Source organism: Sphingomonas sp. PEI4 (genome assembly GCF_056679955.1).
Genome location: NZ_CM155258.1, coordinates 3779828 through 3801135, shown reverse-complemented (window position 1 = coordinate 3801135; position 21308 = coordinate 3779828). Strand labels below are relative to the sequence as shown.

Here is a 21308-nt window from a genome sequence, read left to right as displayed (position 1 = left end):
TTGTTCGGGTCAGCGCGCGGCCAGCACGTCTCGTGCCGCTTCGGCGAGCTCCTGGACCGAGAAGGGTTTCGGCAGGAACGCGACGTTGTCGAGGTCGATCGACTTGCGCAACTGCTCCTCGGCATAGCCCGACATGAACAGGATCGGCAGGTCCGGGTATCTCTCGCGGACGTGGCGAACCATCGTCGGGCCGTCCATCTGCGGCATCACCACGTCGCTGATGAGCAGGTCGGGACGGCCGTGCTTCTCCAGCACTTCGAGCGCGATCTCGCCGTTTTCGGCCGTGAGCACGGTGTAGCCCTGCCGCGTGAGCGCACGTTCGGCGACGGCGCGGACCATGTCCTCGTCCTCGACCAGCAGGATCGTGCCGGTGCCCCACAGGTCGACTGGCTTCGGCGCGGGCTTGATCACCACGGGACGGGTCGCGGCGGGGGCCGAATGGACCGGCAGGTACATCGAGAAGGTGGCGCCCTGCCCCGGCTTGCTATCGGCGAAGATGTAGCCGCCGGACTGTTTGACGATGCCGTAGACGGTGGAGAGGCCAAGACCGGTGCCCTTGCCGAACTCCTTGGTGGTGAAGAACGGCTCGAAGATCTTGGGCAACACGTCGGGCGGGATGCCGGTGCCGGTGTCCTGGACGATCAGCGCGGTATAATCGGCGACGGGCAGGATATCCGACGCCATCTCGCGCACCTCCGATGCGGGCACGGCGCGCGTGGTGATCGTGAGCACGCCGCCGCCGCGCGCGTTGGCCGAGACGATCGCGTCGCGCGCATTGACCGCCAGGTTGACGACGACCTGCTCGAGCTGGCCGGGATCGGCACGGACGGGGCCGAGATTGCGGCCGTGCGTCATGTCGAGCCGGACGTTCTCGCCCATCAGGCGCTTGAGCAGGTTCGAGACTTCCGAGACGACGTCGGGGAGTTGCAGGATCTGCGGGCGGAGCGTTTGCTGGCGCGAGAAGGCGAGCAACTGGCGCGTCAGGCTGGCCGCGCGGTTCGAGTTGGTGCGGACCTGCTGAATGTCGTCGTAATCGCTGTCGCCGGGCGAATGGCGCATCAGCATCAGATCGCAGTGGCCGATAATCGCGGTCAGGATGTTGTTGAAATCATGCGCGACTCCGCCTGCGAGCTGGCCGACCGCCTGCATCTTGGTGGCTTGGGCGACCTCGCGCTTGAGGCGGCTTTCCTCGCTGTTGTTCTTGAGGCTGAGCAGGACGGCCGCGTCGCCGAGCCCGCGCGCGCCGGCGATGGTGAGCGCGACCGGCTCGTCGGGGTGATCCTTGAGGCGGACCGCCATGTCGGCGGAATGCGTCGCGCCGTTCGCGAATTTGCGGATCGCGTCGGCGACCGCGGCCTTGTCCTCGCGGACGACGAGGTCGCCGGGATAAAGCGGCGGCGCGACCGAATTGACGCCGGCCGCGCGCAGGAACGAATCGTTCATCTGGAGGAAGCGGCCGTCGCGGTCGACCAGCGCCATACCGAACGGCATCATGCTGACGAGGCTGCGGACGTGTGCCGAAGCGCTGGCGCCGAGCGCGGGGGCGTTCTCCTCCTCATCAAGCAATGCGACCAGCACGGGCGCGTCATCTCCGTCGAGGAACGGAATCTGGAGGACGCGCAGCGCCGTGCCTTCGAGCCCTTCGCGTTCGAAGCGGACGAGGCCGCGGCTGTCGGTAATCAGGAAGCGCGCGAAGTCGCGGCCTTGGATCGAGTCGTATTCGTCGCCGCACGCCCTCGCGCGCAGCACGCGGTTGGCGGTGCGGACGCGACCGTCGGGGGACAGCAAGGCGGCCATGATGCCGCTGCCGCCGAGACGGTCTCCGGTCGGGCCGGTCAGGAGCGCGGCGAGCGTCTCGGCGAGGTCGTGTTCCTGCGCGGTGACGAAGCGCCAGACGAGCATGTCGGCATCGTCGCCGGCGCGGGCGATCTGCGCGGAGAGGCAGACGTCGCGGGCGTTGAGGCGATCGACCTGCGCGGTGCCGTCGCGCCACGCGGCGCGGCCGGCGTCGGCGAGTGCCGCGTTACCGGCTTCGTCGAGCGGGAGTCCGGGGGGCGTCGGGAAACCTTCGAACAGCGCTTCGTACGCGTCGTTCGCGCAGACGAGTCGCCCGGCGCGGTCGGTGATCGCGAGCGCGTCGGTGCCGGCTTGGGCGACGGTGCGGGTGAGGTCCCAGTCGACGGGTCGGGGGGCATCCTTGGCAACCGGGTTGAGCAGGCGCCAGGCGATCAGCGCGCCGATGACGATGACCGCCGCGGCGAAGAAACCGGCGGCAACGATCCAGCTGCCGACGAGCAGAAGCACGATCGCAGCGGCGGCGCCGCCCGAGGCGACAGCAACGATCGCTGCGTTACGGGCGCGGGTGGGTAAAGCGAACGATGCCATCGGGGGAGTCATCCGCTGTTGCGGGGTGAGGCGTCAAGCGGGTTGCGTGGTTTGGGAGGCATGGCTGGCGACATCGCCCACAACCCCGTCATCCTGACGTTCGTCAGGATGACGGGACGGCGGGAGCCCACCCCGGCGAAGGCCGGGGCCCAAGTGGCAAGGTGGTGGTGACCGAGCGCAGCCCGTCGTTGGCGACGTTTCCCAATTGGGCCCCGGCCTTCGCCGGGGTGGCGGCTTCGAGATGTGCACCTCGCCCTACTGTTCCCCCGCGTAGGCGGGGGTCCAGGGTTACGGGCGGTAGCGTGTGTGATTCCTGGGCCCCCGCTTTCGCGGGGGAACCAGAACGTTCGGTACGCCCTTACCAGATCCGGACGCGCTGCTCAGGCGTGAGATACAGCTTCTGCCCCGCCGTCGGCCTGTACGCCGCGTACCAGGGATCGAGGTTGCGGACGACCCATGACCGCTGCTGCGACGGGGAGTGAGGGTCGGTCAGCAAGCGGTTGCGAAGGTTGGCTTCGCGGTAGTTGCGACGCCAGACCTGCGCCCAGCCGAGGTAGAAGCGCTGGTCGCCGGTGAAGCCGTCGAGGACGGGCGCCGCCTTGCCGCCGAGCGCGGTGTGGTAGGCGTCGTAGGCGACCGTGAGGCCGGCGAGATCGGCGATGTTCTCGCCCATGGTGAGCTGGCCCTTCACGTGCATGCCGGGGAGCGGCTCATAGGCGTCGTATTGCGCGCCGAGCTTGCCCGTGAGTGCGGTGAAGCCGGCGACGTCCTTTGGCGTCCACCAGTCGGTCAGCTGGCCGTGCGCGTCGTATTTTGAGCCCTGGTCGTCGAAATGGTGGCTCAGTTCGTGGCCGATCACCGCGCCGATGCCACCGTAATTGACCGCATCGTCGGCCTTCGGATCGAAGAACGGCGGCTGCAGGATGGCGGCGGGGAAGACGATCTCGACCATGCCGAAATTGGCGTAGGCGTTCACCGTCATCGGCGTCATGCCCCATTCCCAGCGCTGGAGCGGCTTGCCGAGCTTGGCGATATTGTCCTGGTGCTGCCATTCGTTCGCGCGCCATTCGTTGCCGAACGCATCGCCCGAAATGATCGTCAGCGCGGAGAAATCCTTCCACTGGCTCGGGTAGCCGATCTTCGGGGTGAACGCGGCGAGCTTGGCGTGCGCCTTTACCTTGGTTTCCGGCGCCATCCATTCGAGCTTGTCGATCCGGCGGCCCATTGCGGCGAGCACGTTCTTGACCAGCTTGTCGGCCGCAGCCTTCGTCTCGGGCGGGAAATACTGCGCGACGTAGAGCTTGCTGACCTCGTCATCGAGCGCGCCGGAGGTGAACTGCACGCCGCGCTTCCAGCGGGCTTCCTGTTCGGGCGTGCCGCCCAGGACGGTGCCGTAGAACGCGAACTGCTCGGCATCGAACGCCTTGGGCAGGACGTCGGCGTAACCGTCGAGCGAGCGGAGGATCAGCTGGTCCTTGAGCACACCGATCGGGGCGGTCGCAACGAGCTTGGCGATGCCGGTGATCGCGGAGGGCTGCGCGACGATGACGGTTGGGACGGGTGTGCCGATGCCCTTGAAATACGCCGTGAAATCGAAGCCGGGGGCGCGTCTGGCGAGATCGGCGACGGTCATCTTGTTGTAGGTCTTGGTGGCGTCGCGGCTGTCGACGCGGGTCCAGCTGACCTTGGCGATCTCGGTCTCGAACGCGAGCAGCGCGGTGGCGCGCGCCTCGGCATTGGGTTCGCCGGCGAGGGTGAGCATCTTGACGATATGCGCGCGGTAGGCGGTGCGGGCCTCGACCAGTTTCGCGTCGGTGCTGAGGTAGTAGTCGCGGTCGGGGAGGCCGAGGCCGGACTGGCCTAGCGAGAGGGCGTATTGTTCGGGGGACTTGTCGTCCTGGCCTACGCCGCCGCCGAACGGGCCGCGGATGCCGGCGCGGTCGGCTTCGGCGAGGAGTGCGGGGTATTGCGCGCGGTCGCTTAGGGTAGTGATCTTCTTCAGCCACGGGCGGATGGGCGCGAGGCCTTTTGCCTCGATCGTGCCGGTGTCGAGATAGGTCGCGTAGGCGCGGCCGATCTTCGATTTCGGGTCCTTGGCGGCGGTGTCGAGGATGCCGCGGGTGCGGGTTTCGGACAGGTCGGAGAGGAGGTTGAACGAGCCGTAGTTCGATTTGTCGGCGGGGATCGGGGTGTTCTTGGACCAGTTGCCGTTGGCGAAATTGTAGAAATCGTCGCCGGGCTGGACGGTTTTGTCCATGCCCTTCTCGTCGAAGCCGAAGGTGCCGAATTGCGCGCCGGTTGAGGTGGCGGGAGCGGCTGGCGTTGGTTCAGCGGTTTGCGAGATGGCGGCGGTGACGCCGGTGATGGCGGTTGCGGCTAAGAGGCCGGCGACGATGAAGGACTTCATGGGGTTCTCCGGGGAAATGATCTTGGAGCGATATTCAAACCCATTCCGTCACCCCGGACTTGTTCCGGGGTCCACCGTTCCGCGCAATCACGTCTCTCGATTTTGCGGAACGGTGGATGCCGGAACGAGCCCGGCATGACGGAGGGAATTACCAGATGCGGACGCGGTTGGCGGGGGCGAGGTAGCTCTTTTCGCCCGGCTTCGCGTTGAAGGCGGCGTACCAGGGGTCGAGGTTGCGGACCGTCAGGACGCGCTGGTGGCCGGGGGAGTGCGGGTCGGAGAGCAACGTCTGCTGGAGCGCGGCGTCGCGGAACTTGGTGCGCCAAACGCCGGCCCAGCCGTAGTAGAAGCGCTGGTCGCCGGTTGTGCCGTCGATAATCGGTGCGGGTTTGCCGCCTAGCGACTTGTGATACGCGTCGTACGCGACCGTCAGGCCGGCGAGATCGGCGATGTTCTCGCCGAGCGTGAGGCCGCCCTGGATGTGCTGGCCGGGGAGCGGTTCGTACGCGTCGTACTGCTTCACGAGCGCGTCGGTGAACACCTTGAAGCGGGCGACGTCCTGCGGCGTCCACCAGTCGGTGAGCTTGCCGTTGAGGTCGTATTTGCGGCCCTGGTCGTCGAAGTGATGGCTGATCTCGTGACCGATCACTGCGCCGATGCCGCCGTAGTTGACCGCGGGGTCCGCCTTCGGATCGAAGAACGGCGGCTGCAGGATGGCGGCCGGGAAGACGACTTCGTTCATCGTCGGGTTGGCGTAGGCGTTGATCGTCATCGGCGTCATGAACCACTCAGCCCGATCGATCGGCTGGCCGAGTTTCTTCAGGTCGCGATCATATTCGAACGCGTTGGCGCGCGCGACGTTGCCGACGAGATCGCCGCGCTGGATCTGCAGCGCCGAATAATCGCGCCACTTGTCGGGATAGCCGATCTTCGGGGTGAACGCGGCGAGCTTGGCGAGTGCCTTGGTCTTGGTCTCGGGCGCCATCCATTCGAGGTTCTTCAAGCGCTCGCCCATCGCGGCGATAACGTTCTTGACGAGATCGTCGGCCGCCGCCTTCGACGCGGGCGGGAAGTATTTGGCTACGTACTGCTGGCCGATCGCCTCGCCCATCGCGCCGGACACGGTCGAGACACCACGCTTCCAGCGGACCTGCTGCTCGGGCGTGCCGGACAGCGTGGTGCCGTAGAAGGCGAAGTTGGTCTTGTCGAAATCGCTCGAGAGATACGGCGCGTACGAGCGCAGCACCTTCAGCATCGCATAGTCCTGGAGGACGTTGATCGGCGTGTCGGCGAAGACCTTTGCTTCGCCAGTCACCGCGCTAGGCTGTGCCACGAGGTAGAAGGGACGGCCGGTGACGCCCATCGCGGTCATGTACTGCGCCCAGGGGAAGCCCGGCGCCTTCGCGGCGAAGTCGGCGGCGGTCCACTTGTTGTAGGTCTTGTCGGCGTCGCGGCTCTCGATCCGCGTCCAGTGCGCGGTGGCGAGCCCCTTCTCCATGGTGAAGACGGCAGCGGCGCGGGCGGCGGCGTTGGGCTCTCCCGCCAGTGTCAGCATCCGCGTGAGATAGGCCTGGTACGCGGTGCGGATGGTGGCGAGCTTCGCGTCGTCCTTCAGGTAATAGTCGCGATCGGGGAGACCGATGCCGCTTTGGCCGAGGCTGACGACGTAGGTGGTCGGATCCTTGTCGTCCTGCTGCACGCCGACTCCGACGAGGCCGCCGACGCCCTGGCGCTGGAGTTTCGCGATCTCGGTGGCGAGTGCGGTCTTGTCCTTGGTCGCCTTCAGCGCGGCAAGCATCGGCTTGACCGGCGTGGCGCCCTTCGCGTTGACCGCGGCCTCGTCCATGAAACTGGTGTAAAAATCACCGACCTTGTCGCCAGGCGTCTTGGCGGAGACGTCGAGGATCGTGCGGGTGCGTTCGAGCGACAGGTCCTGCAGGACGTGGAACATGCCGTAGGACGAACGGTCGGCGGGGATCGGCGTGGTCTTCACCCAGCCGCCGTTGGTGTAATCGAAGAAGTCCGTACCCGGCGTTACGCTGGTATCGCGGCCGGCCATGTCGAAGCCGAAATCGCCGATCTGCGGCTTGTTCGCGTCCTTGGGAGCGACGGGGCCTGTCGCGGCCTTGGCGGGCGTGGGCGACGGGGTACTGGTTTGAGCGATAGCCGATGCGGCGGACGCGAGCAGGATCACGGTAACAATCGACTTACGCATCAAGGGACCTCGGGAAGGACTTCAGGATGCGCCGTGTTCTACGCCGTTAGGACGCCCCGTCAATTCGGGTAGGTCAACAATAGTGACGATATTACGAACCGCGATTGTCGTGGCGATTGTCGTGCCGGTGCCGCCACTTGCGCGCGATCCAGAGCCGCCACCCGAGCGCGCTGAGCGCGTAGCCGCCGACCGAGCAGACCACCGTGATGACCAGCAGGCCGAGCGCGGTCGCAGGGCCCGCCTGCATCAGCCACGGGATCCATTCGGTACGCGCGGCGGCGTTCGCGACGGGCTGGCCAGGGACGTGCTCGTCCAGCCGCAACAGCGACGACCCGATCCAATAGGCAGCGATCCAGAGCGGCGGCGTGGTCAGCGGATTGGTGATGAAGGTGGTGAGCGCGGCGGTCGGCACGTTGGCGCGGAACGGGAGCGCGAAGATCGCCGCGACCGGCGTCTGCGCGACCGGGATCAGGATGCCGGCGACCATGCCGAGCGCGACACCGCGGGGGACCGAGCGGCGGGTGAAGCGCCAAAGCTCGGGCGCGAGGACGCGGTGGGCAACTGGACGGAGAAGACGGTTCTTTTCCATCGATTCGCGGGTCGGCAAATTGCGATGCGACCACGCGGCAAGACGCGCGAAAATGCTGCCCGGCGTTCTGGGCACAGCCTATCCGCGATCCCGCATGATACGACCCTGCTCGCGCTTCCAGTCCTGTTCCTTCACCGAGTCGCGCTTGTCGTGGTTCTGCTTGCCCTTGGCGAGCGCCAGTTCGATTTTCGCACGCCCCTTCGAATTGAAATAGACCATCAGCGGGACCAGCGTCATGCCCTGGCGCGCGACGGCGCCGTGCATCTTGTTGATCTCGTGCTCGTGGAGCAGCAATTTGCGCGGGCGCTTGGGCTCGTGGTTGAAGCGGTTGCCGTGGCTGAATTCGGGGATGTTCGAGTTCACCAGGATGACGCTCTTGCCCTTCACCTCGGCATAGGCCTCGGCGATCGAGCCTTCGCCGCCGCGCAACGCCTTCACCTCGGTGCCGGTGAGCGCGATGCCCGCCTCGAACACCTGCTCGATGTAATAGTCGTACCGCGCGCGCCGGTTCTCGGCGACGATCTTGGTCTTCTCGAAGGTCGGGGGTTTGGGACGTGCCATGGGACGCGCGATGTAGGCGGTCGGAGGGCTTAGGGGAAGCGGGGGCGATCGATTGTCGATCGAATACTGGTTGCGGCTCCGTCACATCGCGCGGTACGCTACTAGTGTCTGGAGTTGGTGCCCAACATCGGTTTGCATCCAGCTATGGAGGATCAACTGCCGGGAACGATCGAACGCGAGGCTCCTGCCATCAGAGCGCGCATTTCGGGCGTGGGCGGTACGCTGGTGTTTCATCTGCTCCTGTTGCTGGCCATCTGGTTCTACAGCATGCCGTCACAGCGTCTGCCGGTTACCGAGACCCCGCTCGTCACGTTCGACGTCCTGCCGGAGCCTCCGCCCCCTGCCCCGCCGCCGCCGCTTCCCGAACCCGAAACACCGCCGAAACCTCGCGCCTTCGAGCAGTCGGGATCTCCACGACCCTCAAGAGCCGCGGTTGCGGAGACGTCAAACCTGCAACTCCCGCCAATCCAGGATGTGACGATAGCGGTTGATGCACCGCCTATTCCCCGTCCGGGCATTTCGGAGATGCCCGCCATCGGCCTGTTGGGGGCTCGGCCGGGGTCAGGCACAGGAACAGGCGGCAGCGGCACCGGGAACGGCGATGGGGCCGGCCATGGAGGAGGGCGCATCTCGATGATGCGGGGCGCCACATGGCTCCACTATCCAACGCCCTGGGAAACGAAGCAATACTGGCCAGCCTCCGCAATCCAGGCGAAAATTTCCGGCCGCGCGGTGCTGTCGTGCACCGTCCGACGCCCCGGCCGGCCGAAAAGCTGCCGCCTGCTGTCCGAGACACCGGCAGGCGCCGGGTTCGGAACGGCCGCCCTACGGATGACCCCCATATTCCGGATCAGCCCCGTAATGCGCGATAAGAAGGTCGCCGATATCGACATCCTCGTACCGATAATATTCAACTATAAAGACCTGAAAAAAACACGCTGAGTCTTCGCGGGCGCCTACACCAACCCGGCATGCGCCAGAGCCGCATCCACCGCGCCGCGCGACGCTTCGCCGGCGGGAGTCATCGGCAGCCGGAGGGTTTCAGGAAAGCCACCGCGCACCTTCGTCATTGCGTATTTCACCGGACCCGGCGAGGCGTCCGTGAACAGCGCTTCGTGGAGCGGGTAAAGCCGGTCCTGATACGCGAGCGCCTTGACGAAATCGCCGGACTGGCAGGCCGCCTGGAACTCGGCGCAGAGCTTCGGCGCGACGTTGGCGGTTACCGAGATGCAGCCGGTGCCGCCCATGACGTTGAATGCCAGTGCCATGTCGTCATTGCCCGACAACTGGCAGAAGTCCGGGCCGCAGGATGCGCGATGTTGCGAGACGCGGGCTAGGACGCCGCTGGCATCCTTCACACCGACGAACACGTCCGGGAATGCCGTGACGATGCGCGCGAGCGTCGCGGGCTGGATGTCGGTCACGGTGCGGGCGGGGACGTTGTAGAGGATGATCGGCAGCGGCGTCGTCTGCGCGAGCACTTCGAAATGGCGGAAGATACCCTCCTGCCCCGGCCGGTTGTAATAGGGCGGGACCATCAGTGCGGCGTCGGCGCCGGCTTCCTTTGCGGCGCGCAGGTTTGCCGAGGCGACGCGCGTATCGTTAGAGCCTGCGCCGGCGATCACCGGGACGCGCCCCTTCGCCTGATCGACGCAGACACGGACGACGTGGAAATGCTCGTCGTACGACAAGGTCGCCGCTTCGCCGGTGGTGCCACACGCGACGAGGCCCGACGAGCCCTCCGCGATCTGCCATTCGATGAAGTCGCGATAGGCGGGTTCGTCGAAGCTGCCATCGGCGGCGAACGGCGTGACGAGCGCGGGAATCGATCCTGAAAACATGCGGTTGACTGCGTCCATGCTAAGAAAAAGAGTCTGGCCCACTGCGCCAAATACCGGAAAAATCCGGATTTCGTTCAGGACAGATACGGGTTCGATCCCTATGCTGTCCACATGGTAGCATCGATGTTTAAAACGAGCCTTCTCCTTGCAGTCGTGGCGGGGACTGTCGTCGCGTCTGGAGCCGGGCAGGATACGCTCGATCGGTACAGCACGCAGTTGGCCAATATGGGCCCCAACGCGCAGCCGATGGCAACCGACGGTGCGATCGCCTCGACGATCGCACAGTGGCGGGCTTTGCAGCAGACCGACGCGCTGCCGTTCGATAGTTACGCAGGCTTCCTGATGGCGCATCCGGGCTGGCCCAACGAGGCGGCGAACCGGCGTGCGGCCGAGCGCAAGGCGGCGACGGGATCGCCGACCAGCGTGATCGCGTTCTTCCGCCGTTATCCGCCGCAGTCCGCTTCGGGCGGGGTTGCCTATGCGCGGGCTTTGCAGGCGACGGGCGCGCGGGATCAGGCCTATGCGGCGGTGCGTACGGCGTGGCGCAGCAGCGGCCTGACGCCGACCGACGAGTCGATGGTGGTGTCGGGCTTCCCTGGCGCGCTGACGCCGGACGACCAGGACGCGCGGATGGATGCGCTGTTGTGGGCGGGCCAGACCGGCGCGGCGCAGCGGCAATTGGTGTGGACGAGTGCGGCGCGCAGGCCTGTGTTCCAGGCGCGGCTGGCGTTCCGGACGAATGCGCCGAACGCGTCGGATATCTCGGCTTCGACGCAAGGCCTGTATGCGAACGACGCGGGCTATGTCGCGGATCGCGCGCAGTGGTTGCGCAATTCGGGCGCGAGTCCTTCGGCGCGGGCTTGGCTGGCGCGGCCTCGGTCGCTCGCGACGCGGCCGGGCAATGCGGCGGAGTGGTACGAGGTGCTCGTCACCAACGCGAACGGCGCGGCGAACGACGGGCAGTATCAGGTCGCCTACGACATCGCGCGGCAGATCGACGACGCGTATCCGGTTGGTACCGACGTCTCGACGAAATCCTATGCCGAGCGTGACGAATACACCAATCTGGCGTGGCTCGGCGGACGGGTGGCGATGAAGCAGCTCGGGCGGCCGGCGGATGCGATGACGCTGTTCGACCGGTACGCGCGGGGATCGCGCTCGCCGCAGGTGCGGTCGAAGGGCTATTATTGGGCGGGGCGTGCGGCGGAGGCAGCCGGGTTGGCGCCTCAGGCGGCGGCATTCTACGGTCAGGCGGCGGGATACCGCGACCAATATTACGGGCAGCTCGCGAACGAGCGGACCGGGCGTGCGCTGGTCGCACCGCCTTCGGTTGCGTCGGTGGCGATCGATCCGGCGGCGCGTGCGGCGTTCGATCGGCGCGAGACCGTGCGCGCGGTGAAGTTCCTCGGGCAGATCAACGACTGGCAGGACCAGACCGCGTTCGTGCGCCAGATCGCGGCGGATGCGACGACCGATACCGATCACCTGCTCGCCGCCGAACTGTCGAAGAGCATCAACCGGCCCGATCTGGGCGTGATGGTCGGGCGGAGTGCGCTGGCGAACGGGCTCAGCGATTACTCCGCGGTCGGCTTTCCGATGGTTTCGGTGCCGGCGGGGTATGAGGATAACTGGACGATCATCCACGCGATCTCGCGGCAGGAGAGCCAGTTCGATCGGGCGGCCGTGTCGCATGCGGGCGCGCGCGGGTTGATGCAGCTGATGCCGGCGACCGCGCGCGAGCAGTCGGGGAAGATCGGGCTGGCGTATTCGCAAGCGGCGCTGACCACCGATCCGAACATGTCGATCATGCTGGGGTCGAGCTATTTCCAGCGGGTTTACGCCAATTACGGCAGTTATCCGCTTGCTGTGGCCGCGTATAATGCGGGCGGCGGCAACGTGAACAAATGGCTCCGCGCGAACGGCGATCCGCGGACCGGCTCGGTCGACATCATCGATTGGGTCGAGGCGATCCCGTACCAGGAAACGCGCAACTATGTGCAGCGGGTGCTGGAGAATGCGGTGGTGTATGATCTGATGAACCCCGCGCGGGCGAAGAGCCGGGGGGCGGCGCGGTTGTCGTGGTATCTGGGGAAGAACCGGCCGGGTTGAGGATTCCCGAGTGCCGCCTCATTGTCCGTCGCCCCAGCGAAAGCTGGGGTATCCCGTTGTCGGTCGAGCAGGAGCCGCGGGAGACCCCAGCTTTCACTGGGGTGACGTGTATTGAAGCTGGGGTGACGGATGTGGGGACGTTATAGCGTCTTCATGGACCGCCCGAACTACATCACCCCTGCCGGCTACACCGTACTCCGCACAGAATACGAGCAACTCCTGTCGACCGAGCGGCCCGCCTTGGTCGAGGTCATTTCCTGGGCGGCAGGGAACGGCGACCGGTCCGAGAACGGCGACTATATCTACGGCCGCAAACGGTTGCGCGAGATCGACCGCCGGCTCGGCTGGCTGTCGAAGCGGATGAAGGCGGCCAAAGTCGTCGATCCCGCCACACAGGAAGACCGCTCGCGCGTGTGGTTCGGCGCCTGCGTGACGGTCGCGGACGAGGATGACGTCGAGCGCGTGCTGACCTTGGTCGGCGACGACGAGACGGACGCGAGCAATGGGCGGATCGGCTGGAACTCGCCGTTCGCGCGAGCCTTGCGCGGTGCGGCGATCGGCGACGTGCGGCGGGTCGATCTTCCCGCAGGCGAGCGCAAGTATGAGGTGATGGCGATCGAGTATCCCTGACCTTGTGATCCTCCCCCGCAAGGGGGAGGTGGCTGGCCCTTGCCAGACGGAGGGGGAGGTAAGGTGCAACCGGCGTTGCGTATCCTCCCCCTCCGTCACCTTCGGTGCCACCTCCCCCTGGCGGGGGAGGATCGTGAGTCCCCCGTGAACGGTCCGTTTCGGTTTCAGTTGATTGACCTTGGCCCGCCCTCGTGTGACGTTTCGCCCACGCAACGACACCGAGGATCCTTCATGCCGATACCCGCCACCTGGTCCGCCCGCCTGCTGAGCGTCATGCGCATCGTCGTCGCGCTGGTGTTCTTCAGCCACGGCATCTCGAAGTTCTTCGGCCTGCCGCCCTTTCCGATGCCGCTCAATCCGTTGCTGATGGTCGCGGGCGGGCTCGAAGTCGTTGGTGGCGGGTTGCTGATCGTTGGCCTGTTCGCCCGCCCGGTCGCGTTCGTGCTGTCGGGCATGTCGGCGGTCGCGTATTTCATGGCGCATTTCCCGCAAGGCCCCTTCCCGATCGCCAATGGCGGCGAGCCGGCGGTGCTGTACTGCTTCGTGTTCCTGTACCTCGCTGCGGCCGGTGGCGGTGCGTGGAGCGTGGACGCGGGGCGCGGGCGGGTCTAATCCCTCGCGCATGATCGATACCACGACACGCAACATTGCCCTCCTGATCGACGCGGACAATGCGTCCGCGGCGACCCTCGACCCGGTGCTGACCGTCCTTGCCGAGCTCGGCACGGTCAACGTCCGGCGGGTGTACGGCAATTGGTCGAAGCCGGCGCTGAAGGCCTGGAGCGACATGTCGATCAAGCACGGCATCGAGCCGCAGCAGCAGTTCGACCTGACCAAGGGCAAGAACGCGACCGACATGAAGATGACGATCGACGCGATGGACCTGCTGTTCCGCGGGCGCATCGACGGCTTCGGGATCATGTCGTCGGACAGCGATTTCATGCCGCTGGCGACGCGTATCCGGCAGGACGGCATCCCGGTTTACGGCTTCGGGACGAGCCGCACGCCAGAGGGGTTTCGCCAGGCGTGCACGCGGTTCATCGACGTCGGCGCGCTGAACGAGACATCGCAGTCGATGCCCGTGCCGGTTCCGGCTCCGGTTGCCGGCGAGAAGGTTGCGGCGCCCGCGCCGGTTGCTCGGCCGAAGACCGCGCAGCCGATCGACGAGCAGGTGATCAAGCTCCTGATCGACGCGTACAACGCAGTGAAGCGCGACGAGAAGGGCTATGCCAGCGTCGCCGAACTGGGGCAGCTCGCCGGCAATCGATCGAGCTTCGATGCGCGCAATTACGGGTTCAACCGGTTGTCAGACTTGATCGAGACCATTCCGAATTTTCAGCATGAGCGGCGCGAAGGTGGCCGTTCGTTTGTGAAGCGGCTGCGGTGACTCACGGTCCGTCACCCCGGACTGGTTCCGGGGTCCACGGTTCCGCACATCGACGGCATCGGACTTGCGGACCGGTGGATGCCGGAACAAGCCCGGCATGACGTTTACCCCGTCGGCTGCAACCGTCCGCCCGGCTCGCCCATCGCGTGCGCCTGTTCCTCGCTGTCGTCGGGCACGACCAGCGCGCCCTTTCGCCAGTTGCCGTAGCGATAATACCACGCCGCGATCGCCAGCGTCGCCAGCGACCCGAGGGGGAAGCTCCACCATAGCGCGTCCGACCCGAGCCACGGTTTCGCCAACAACGCAAAGCCGATCCGCACCGGATACAGCGCGACGATCAGTGCGATCAGGGGCGCGATCACGGCGCCGTTCGCGCGGACCGTCGAGAACAGCACCATCGTCGCGCCGAACAGGATGAAGTTCCAGCTCGCGATCAGCTGGATATGCCGCGCGATCGGCAGCGCAGGGCTGTCGCTGCCGATGAACAGCGTCATCACCGGGCGGTCGAACAGGATCACCACGCCGACCATCGCGCCGGTCAGCGCGATATTGAACAGCAGGCCGTACTTCGTGATGTCACCGACCCGGTCCCAGCGGCCTGCGCCGATATTCTGCGCCGCCATCGAACTGATCGCCGCGCCGATCGCCAGCGCGGGCATCTGGATATAGGTCCACAGTTGCTGGGAGACGGCGTACGCCGCCGCGGTATCGACGCCGAGCCGGTTGACCAGCCCAACCATCGCCAGCCCTGCGGTCGACATGACGAGCATCTGCGCGCCCATCGGCAAGCCCTTGCGGACGATCGTCCCGGTCAGCACACGTTCGGGGATCAGGTAGCGCAGTTCGTTGCCGCGGAGCCTCAGCGGCAGGTCGCGCTTGTAGATGTAGACGATCAGCCCGAGCAGCGAGATGTGGCTCGCAACCAGTGTCGCGGTCGCTGAGCCGGCTATTCCCATCTGCGGGAACGGGCCGATGCCGGCGATCAGCAACGGGTTGAGCGCACTGTCGAGGATTGCGCTGAGCAGCATGAACCAGAGCGGCGTCATCGAATCGCCGGTGCCGCGCAGGCCCATCATCAGCAGCACCATCATCATCGACGCGGGCAAGCCGAGAAAGATCACGCGCAGATAGGCGAGCGCGAGCGGCATCGCGTCGCCCGGGGTGGCGAGCAGGTGAAGGATTTCGGGCGCGAATATCCAGCCGAGTGCGGCGATGACGATCGCACCGGCGAGCACGAGGCCGACTGCGGACCCGAACGCCCGGCGTGCGCCCTCCAGATCGTGGCGTCCGAAGCTCTGGCCGACCAGGATCGTCGCCGCCATGCCGAACCCGAACACCGCGCCGAAGGTGAGAAACATGATGATGTTGGCGTTCGAGGTGGCCGCGAGTGCGCCTTCGCCGAGGTAGCGGCCGACCCAGATTGCGTTGATCGAGCCGTTGAGGGACTGGAGGATGTTCGAGCCGAGCGTCGGCAGCGCGAACGCGAGGAGCGTGCGCCCGATATGGCCTGTGGTGAGATCGCGCTGGCCCGGCTTGCCGCGCGGGCGGGTTTCGGTCTTGCTATCGGAAGGCTCACGACGGCCGGCGCGCGTTTCGACGTTGGATGGAAGGTCGCTCACACAGTCTCTCCGTCAGGCCGGTTTTCCGGTATCCACCGGCGGACGGGCGGGTGCCCTTGCAGGCTGCATGCCTAGCCGCGGAGTGAACGCCGGAACAAGCGGGTAGGTCCCCCGCTCCGAACCAAGCATCTTGTTTCCCGCAAAGGCGGGGACCCAGACTGGGCTCCCGCCTTCGCGGGAGGACAAGATGGCGGGGGCATAGCCTGCGCGGTAGAGCCACCCCGCCAACCGTCACGCCAGCGAAAGCTGGGGTATCCAGGTTATCGGGTGGCCGATGTGCTTTCCAACCGGGATACCCCAGCTTTCGCTGGGGTGACGGACGGACGGGCGGACGGACGGACGGGCGGGCGGACGGGCGGACGGGCGGACGGACGGGCGGATGGTTGGCGCGAAGGCGGTGTTCGAGGAAGCATTCCCCTCCCGCTTGCGGGAGGGGTCAGGGGGAGGGCGCGACGTACGTACTGGCGTCCGGCTTTTGACGCACGCCCCTCCCCCGACCCCTCCCGCAGGCGGAAGGGGAGCAGGTCAGCCCAGGCGTCCGAGGGCCGCCTGCAACCGCGCAGCCTCGGCGGCCTTGTCGGCGTGGTCGGCCTTGGCCTTTTCCACTGCTTCGGGCTTGGCGCGTTCGACGAAGCTGGCGTTGCCCAAGCGGCCGGACAGTGCGTCGCGCTCCTTCTCCGCCGCCGCGATCGCCTTGGTCAGGCGGGCGCGTTCGGAGTCGAGGTCGATGACGCCTTCGAGCGGGAGGACGAACGTCGCTTCGTCGAGCACGACCTGCGCAGCGCCGCCAGTGACTTCGCCGTCAGCATGCGTGACGCGGGCGAGACGCGCGAGCGCCGGCGCCTGGCGTTCGAGCCGCGCCAAGGTCGCCGCATTCGCATCACGGACGTGAAGCGGCAGGCGCGCGCCCGGCGGGACGTTCAGTTCGTTGCGCGCGGTGCGGATTTCCTGAACCAGGCGGATCAGCCAGTCGACTTCCTTGCTCGCCTCGGGATCGAGCGAGCGCGCGTCGGCCATCGGCCACTGCGCGACGATCAGGTCATGCTCCCGCGGGTGGGCTGGGTCCGCCATCGCGTGCCAGAGTTCCTCCGTAATGAACGGCATGAACGGGTGGAGCAGCACCAGGATCTGGTCGAGCACCCAGCCGGCGACGGCCTTCGATTCGTCGTCGATCTGACCGCGCTCGTCACCGACCATCTGCGGCTTGATCAGTTCGAGATACCAGTCGCAGAAGCGGCTCCACGCGAATTGATAGATCGCGTTGGCGGCACCGTCGAAGCGGTAGTCGGCGAGCGCGAGGTCGACCGTCTGGACGGTCGCGATCGTCTCGGCGATGATCCATTTGTTGACGGCTAGTTCCGCCCGCGGTGCCTCCAGCGTGGTGCTAGCGACGATGCCGTTGGCTTGTGCGAACCGGGCGGCGTTCCACAGCTTGGTGGCGAAGTTGCGATAGCCCTCGACGCGCTTCTCATCCATCTTGATGTCGCGGCCCTGGCTCTCCATCGCCGCCATGAAGAAGCGCAGCGCGTCGGCGCCGTATTTATCGATCAGCCCCAGCGGATTGACGACGTTGCCCTTGGACTTCGACATCTTCGCGCCGTCCGCCGCGCGGACCAGGCCGTGGAGGTAGAGCGTGCGGAACGGCACGTCCTTCATGAAGTGCAGCCCCTGCATCATCATCCGCGCGTTCCAGAAGAACAGGATGTCGAAGCCGGAAATGAGGACGTCGTTCGGGTAGCGGCCGCCTAACTGGCCTCCCCTCCCGCTAGCGGGAGGGGATTGAGGGGTGGGCGCGCGCTCGCCTTCAAGCGCGGCGTTCGGGGAAGGCGCGAGCCCACCCCCGGCCCCTCCCGCTTGCGGGAGGGGGGAAGAACCGTCCCAGCCCAGTGTGGCGAAGGGCCAGAGGGCGGAGGAGAACCACGTGTCGAGCACGTCGGGGTCGCGCGTGAGGCTTACGCCCTCACCGGCAAGAGCTTGCGCTTCCGCCTCGGTCTCAGCCACGTACGGCGTACCGTCCGGTCCGAACCACGCCGGAATCTGATGCCCCCACCACAACTGGCGCGAGACGCACCACGGCTGGATGTTGTCCATCCAGTTGAAGAACGTCTTCTCCCAGGTCTTCGGGACGATATCGATCGCGCCGACGCGCACCGCCTCGATTGCAGGCTGGGCGAGCGTTTTCGCGTCGACATACCATTGGTCGGTCAGCCATGGCTCGATCACGACGCCCGAGCGGTCGCCGTACGGGGTCTGGATCGTACGCGGTTCGGCGCCGTGCTCGACGCCTTCCTTGTCGACGTGCGCGATCAGGAAGCCTTCGTCCTTCAGGCGCGCGACGACGGCTTTCCGCGCTTCCGCAGTCGTCAGCCCGAGCAATTCTGCCGGGATCAGCCCGTCCGAAACCTGCACGACCCGCGCCTTCGCATCGAGCATGTTGAGCATCGACCCCGCGGCCATCCCTGCCCGCTTGCCGACCTCGAAATCGTTGAAGTCGTGCCCCGGCGTGATCTTCACCGCGCCCGACCCCAGCTCGGGATCGGCATGGTCGTCGGCGATGATCGGGATCAGACGCCCCGTGATCGGCAGCTTCACCTGCTTGCCGATCAGCGCGGTGTAGCGCGCGTCCGACCCATTCACGGCCACCGCCATGTCGGCGAGCATCGTCTCTGGCCGCGTGGTCGCGACCTCGATGAAGCCCGATCCGTCTTCCAGCGGATAGCGCAGGTGCCAGAAGCTGCCCTTGATCTCACGCGTTTCGACCTCGAGGTCGCTGATCGCGGTGCCGAGGCCTGGGTCCCAGTTCACGAGGCGCTTGTCGCGGTAGAGGAGCCCCTGCTTGTGCAGGTCGACGAACACTTTCAGGACGGCCTTCGAGAATCCCGGATCCATCGTGAAGCGCTCGTTCGCCCAGTCCATCGAGCAGCCGAGCCGGCGGAGCTGCTGCGTGATCTCGCCGCCGCTCTCTTCCTTCCACGCCCAGACCTTCGCGACGAATTCCTCGCGCGTCATGTCCGTGCGCTTCTGCGGCGGGGTGAGCGCGCCCATCTGGCGCTCGACCACCATCTGCGTCGCGATGCCGGCGTGATCAGTGCCGACCACCCACAACGCATCCTTGCCCTTCAGGCGGGCGTGGCGCGTGAGGATATCCTGCAACGTGTTGTCGAGCGCGTGGCCGATGTGCAGCGAGCCCGTGACGTTGGGCGGCGGGTTGACGATCGTCCACGGCTCAGCGTTCGGACGGTCGGGGCGGAACTGGCCGCTCGCCTCCCAATGCGCGTACCAGCGCGATTCGATGGAGGCCGGGTCGAAGGTTTTGGGAAGCTCGCTCATGCGCCGAGCCTTAGCGAGCGCGACGCGAGGAAACCAGCCTCGCGTCCGCGCCTAAGAACCGCAGTCTTTAGGGCTGCTGGTTCATGATCTTGGCGATCTCACGCGAGACCATGTCCTCGACCATGTTGGGCAGGTTCGCGTCGACCCACTCGCGCAGGATCGGACGGAGCATCTCGCGGACCAGCCCTTCGAGCGTACCGTCGCTGTTTGCGTCGGGTTTCACCATCATCCGCGTCAACGCTTCGAGCGGCGCGCGCGTTGCAGCGGCCGTCTCGCGAGACACGATCGGACGCTCGGCCGGGGCTTCGGCAACCGGCTGCCCAGTCGGTTGCGGGGTCGGCTGCGGGATCGGCTGCGGCCGTGGTGGCTGCGGCGCGGCCTGGCGTGGCTCGGGTGCGGCATCGACGGAGGACAGCACGGGAGATTTCGGCGTGCGGGGGGTACGGTCGGCCATCGGCATCGGGTCGCTCAATTCGAGGATCTCGTCTTCGTCCATCTCGCCGTCCAGATCATGCGGATCAAGATAGGCGGGCTCGCGATCGACCGCCGGATGCATGGTACGCGACGGGCGGCGCGACCGACCCGGCGTATCGCCCTCTTCGGCAATGATGCGTTTGATCGACGAGAGGATTTCCTCCATCGACGGCTCGCCGTTCACGTCCCCCATCCGGACCATCCCAAACCCCGTAGCCGCATGCGTCCCTATTGACGGCTCGGCGCACTCATACCTGTCGTCAAGGCGGGGTTCCTGTCAACCGGCGTATCGAGCAACGGATCGCGTTGCGGCGCTACATGGGCATCTTGTGCGGGCGATTGCGCGGTGCGGGTGCCAACCGGGAGGGGCTCGCCATCGCCGCCGAAATCCCAGATCTTGTGATGCACCCGCTGATAATTCGCCACCGGATCATACAGCACGCCGCCATCGAGCCCAAGGTCGCGCGCCTCCGCCTGGCCCATGGCGGCCAGCAGCGCGAAGCCCGCGACATACGCATCGCGGCGCGCGGTGACGAGCGTCACCTGGCTGTTGAGCAATTCCTGCTCGGCATTGAGGATGTCGAGGATGGTGCGCGTACCGACGCTGTTCTCGGCCCGCACGCCCTCGAGGCTCAGCTTGTTGGCGTTGACCGCGGTTTCGGACGACTGGATCACCTGCTCAGACGAGCGCCAGACCGCAAAGGCGGAGCGCGCCTGCGCGATGACGTTGCGCTCGGTCGCGGTGACGTTCTCGATCGCGCGCGCCTGAAACGCTTCGGCCTGGCGAACCTGTGCGGCGGGGCGCCCGCCCTGGAACAGCGGCAGCGTGAGCGATAGCCCGCCCTGAACCGCCTTGTTGCCGTTGGGGATCGTGCTGGCGCTGCCATCCGCCGTCGAGATCGAACCGAGATAGTTGGTGTAGCCGGCCCCGCCGACGGCGGCGATCTGCGGCAGCCGGCTCGCGCGGGCGACACCGACGTCGTAGCGACTCGCATCCCGCTCCTTGGCGGCGGCGATCAGCACCGGATTATTGTCGATCGCGACGGTTACGGCCGAGGCGGGGCTGTCCGGCAGATGCGGCAACGTCGGCGGCGTATCGAGCGTGCCAGCGGGGGTGCCGACGAACCGGATATAGTTTTCCCGGCTCGAAATCAGCTGCGCCTCCGCCGACTGGAGCTGCGCGTGCGCCAGCGCAAGGCGGGCTTCGGACTGCGCGACGTCGGTACGGGTCAGGTCGCCGACCTGGAACCGGTCTCGGCTGGCTTGCAGATTGACGTCAAGGACACGGACGTTCTGCGTGTTCAGCCCGACGATCGCCTCGTCGCGGATGACATCCATGTACGCGGCGACGACGTTGGTGAAGAGATCGGCCTCGGTCCCGCGCAGCGTCGCACGGCCACCCTCGACACGGGTCTTGGCGGCCGCGACGGAATTGCGGACCTGTCCGCCAAGGTACAGCGGCACCGATACGTTGGCGCGCGCAGTCGCCTGACGCGGCAATGCGACGAAGCTGTTCGCGGCCGTGACCAGAAATTCGGTATAGTCGGCGGTTGCGTTCACCGACGGCAAGCCGGCCGCACGGGCGATCGGCACATTCTCGTCCGTCGCCCGCAGCGTCGCCCGCTGACCGGCCAGCGTCGGGTTCGTATTATAGGCCTTGACCAGCGCCTCGCGAAGCGTCTCCGCCTGCGCTGGTGCACCGATATACACCAGCGCAACACTCAAAAGCAAAGGACGGAAGCGAGTGGTGCGCGGCATGAT

Annotated in this window: 15 protein-coding genes; 5 read left to right on the top strand and 10 right to left on the bottom strand. The window is 66.5% G+C overall.

Annotated features, from left to right (window positions below; all coding sequences use genetic code 11):
- Positions 1-9 precede the first annotated feature (9 nt).
- The 5 genes from AC1MLZ_RS17645 to smpB form a co-directional block, all read right to left on the bottom strand.
- Positions 10-2385 carry a hybrid sensor histidine kinase/response regulator gene (locus AC1MLZ_RS17645; protein ID WP_480959621.1) on the bottom strand — a complete coding sequence of 792 codons (2376 nt, stop codon included), beginning with the start codon at positions 2383-2385 and terminating at the stop codon, positions 10-12.
- A gap of 358 nt (positions 2386-2743) precedes the next feature.
- Entirely contained in the window at positions 2744-4792 is a 2049-nt protein-coding gene (locus tag AC1MLZ_RS17640; protein WP_480959620.1) for a M13 family metallopeptidase, read from the bottom strand.
- A 148-nt stretch (positions 4793-4940) separates the two neighbouring features.
- Entirely contained in the window at positions 4941-7007 is a 2067-nt protein-coding gene (locus AC1MLZ_RS17635; RefSeq protein WP_480959619.1) for a M13 family metallopeptidase, read from the bottom strand.
- A 91-nt stretch (positions 7008-7098) separates the two neighbouring features.
- On the bottom strand, positions 7099-7596 hold the full coding sequence (locus AC1MLZ_RS17630; RefSeq protein ID WP_480961600.1) for a DUF2062 domain-containing protein: 498 nt from the start codon (positions 7594-7596) through the stop codon (positions 7099-7101).
- A gap of 78 nt (positions 7597-7674) precedes the next feature.
- Complete coding sequence (gene smpB, locus AC1MLZ_RS17625) at positions 7675-8157, bottom strand: SsrA-binding protein SmpB (protein ID WP_480959618.1); 483 nt, start codon at positions 8155-8157, stop codon at positions 7675-7677.
- Positions 8158-8301: 144 nt separating this feature from the next.
- Between smpB and AC1MLZ_RS17620 the strand changes: the two genes are divergently transcribed.
- Complete coding sequence (locus tag AC1MLZ_RS17620; protein WP_480959617.1) at positions 8302-9099, top strand: TonB family protein; 798 nt, start codon at positions 8302-8304, stop codon at positions 9097-9099.
- Positions 9100-9113: 14 nt separating this feature from the next.
- Here AC1MLZ_RS17620 and dapA read toward each other — a convergent pair whose 3' ends face one another.
- Positions 9114-9998, bottom strand: coding sequence for a 4-hydroxy-tetrahydrodipicolinate synthase (dapA, locus tag AC1MLZ_RS17615; protein WP_480959616.1), 885 nt, complete (start codon positions 9996-9998; stop codon positions 9114-9116).
- Positions 9999-10109: 111 nt separating this feature from the next.
- Between dapA and AC1MLZ_RS17610 the strand changes: the two genes are divergently transcribed.
- The 4 genes from AC1MLZ_RS17610 (at position 10110) to AC1MLZ_RS17595 (ending at position 14124) form a co-directional block, all read left to right on the top strand.
- A complete protein-coding gene (locus AC1MLZ_RS17610; RefSeq protein WP_480959615.1) occupies positions 10110-12107 on the top strand; it encodes a lytic transglycosylase domain-containing protein in 1998 nt (665 codons plus the stop codon).
- Between the two features lie 153 nt (positions 12108-12260).
- Complete coding sequence (greB, locus tag AC1MLZ_RS17605; RefSeq protein WP_480959614.1) at positions 12261-12737, top strand: transcription elongation factor GreB; 477 nt, start codon at positions 12261-12263, stop codon at positions 12735-12737.
- Positions 12738-12968: 231 nt separating this feature from the next.
- Complete coding sequence (locus AC1MLZ_RS17600) at positions 12969-13349, top strand: DoxX family protein (protein ID WP_480959613.1); 381 nt, start codon at positions 12969-12971, stop codon at positions 13347-13349.
- Positions 13350-13359: 10 nt separating this feature from the next.
- The gene (locus AC1MLZ_RS17595; RefSeq protein ID WP_480959612.1) at positions 13360-14124 is read left to right on the top strand and encodes an NYN domain-containing protein; all 765 of its coding nucleotides are present in this window, start codon (positions 13360-13362) and stop codon (positions 14122-14124) included.
- Positions 14125-14228: 104 nt separating this feature from the next.
- Here AC1MLZ_RS17595 and AC1MLZ_RS17590 read toward each other — a convergent pair whose 3' ends face one another.
- The 4 genes from AC1MLZ_RS17590 to AC1MLZ_RS17575 form a co-directional block, all read right to left on the bottom strand.
- Positions 14229-15743 carry an MATE family efflux transporter gene (locus AC1MLZ_RS17590; RefSeq protein WP_480959611.1) on the bottom strand — a complete coding sequence of 505 codons (1515 nt, stop codon included), beginning with the start codon at positions 15741-15743 and terminating at the stop codon, positions 14229-14231.
- Positions 15744-16268: 525 nt separating this feature from the next.
- Entirely contained in the window at positions 16269-19073 is a 2805-nt protein-coding gene (locus AC1MLZ_RS17585; protein WP_480959610.1) for a valine--tRNA ligase, read from the bottom strand.
- A 67-nt stretch (positions 19074-19140) separates the two neighbouring features.
- On the bottom strand, positions 19141-19749 hold the full coding sequence (locus AC1MLZ_RS17580) for a DUF2497 domain-containing protein (RefSeq protein ID WP_480959609.1): 609 nt from the start codon (positions 19747-19749) through the stop codon (positions 19141-19143).
- A gap of 26 nt (positions 19750-19775) precedes the next feature.
- Positions 19776-21305 carry a TolC family outer membrane protein gene (locus AC1MLZ_RS17575; protein WP_480959608.1) on the bottom strand — a complete coding sequence of 510 codons (1530 nt, stop codon included), beginning with the start codon at positions 21303-21305 and terminating at the stop codon, positions 19776-19778.
- Positions 21306-21308: the final 3 nt, after the last annotated feature.

Coding starts and splice junctions, on each gene's coding strand:
- AC1MLZ_RS17645 (WP_480959621.1), bottom strand. CDS start 2,385: ATGGCATCGTTCGCTTTACCCACCCGCGCCCGTAACGCAGCGATCGTT.
- AC1MLZ_RS17635 (WP_480959619.1), bottom strand. CDS start 7,007: ATGCGTAAGTCGATTGTTACCGTGATCCTGCTCGCGTCCGCCGCATCG.
- AC1MLZ_RS17575 (WP_480959608.1), bottom strand. CDS start 21,305: ATGCCGCGCACCACTCGCTTCCGTCCTTTGCTTTTGAGTGTTGCGCTG.
- greB (WP_480959614.1), top strand. CDS start 12,261: ATGGACCGCCCGAACTACATCACCCCTGCCGGCTACACCGTACTCCGC.
- AC1MLZ_RS17580 (WP_480959609.1), bottom strand. CDS start 19,749: ATGGTCCGGATGGGGGACGTGAACGGCGAGCCGTCGATGGAGGAAATC.
- AC1MLZ_RS17585 (WP_480959610.1), bottom strand. CDS start 19,073: ATGAGCGAGCTTCCCAAAACCTTCGACCCGGCCTCCATCGAATCGCGC.
- AC1MLZ_RS17600 (WP_480959613.1), top strand. CDS start 12,969: ATGCCGATACCCGCCACCTGGTCCGCCCGCCTGCTGAGCGTCATGCGC.
- AC1MLZ_RS17630 (WP_480961600.1), bottom strand. CDS start 7,596: ATGGAAAAGAACCGTCTTCTCCGTCCAGTTGCCCACCGCGTCCTCGCG.
- AC1MLZ_RS17620 (WP_480959617.1), top strand. CDS start 8,302: ATGGAGGATCAACTGCCGGGAACGATCGAACGCGAGGCTCCTGCCATC.
- smpB (WP_480959618.1), bottom strand. CDS start 8,157: ATGGCACGTCCCAAACCCCCGACCTTCGAGAAGACCAAGATCGTCGCC.
- dapA (WP_480959616.1), bottom strand. CDS start 9,998: ATGTTTTCAGGATCGATTCCCGCGCTCGTCACGCCGTTCGCCGCCGAT.
- AC1MLZ_RS17595 (WP_480959612.1), top strand. CDS start 13,360: ATGATCGATACCACGACACGCAACATTGCCCTCCTGATCGACGCGGAC.
- AC1MLZ_RS17640 (WP_480959620.1), bottom strand. CDS start 4,792: ATGAAGTCCTTCATCGTCGCCGGCCTCTTAGCCGCAACCGCCATCACC.
- AC1MLZ_RS17610 (WP_480959615.1), top strand. CDS start 10,110: ATGGTAGCATCGATGTTTAAAACGAGCCTTCTCCTTGCAGTCGTGGCG.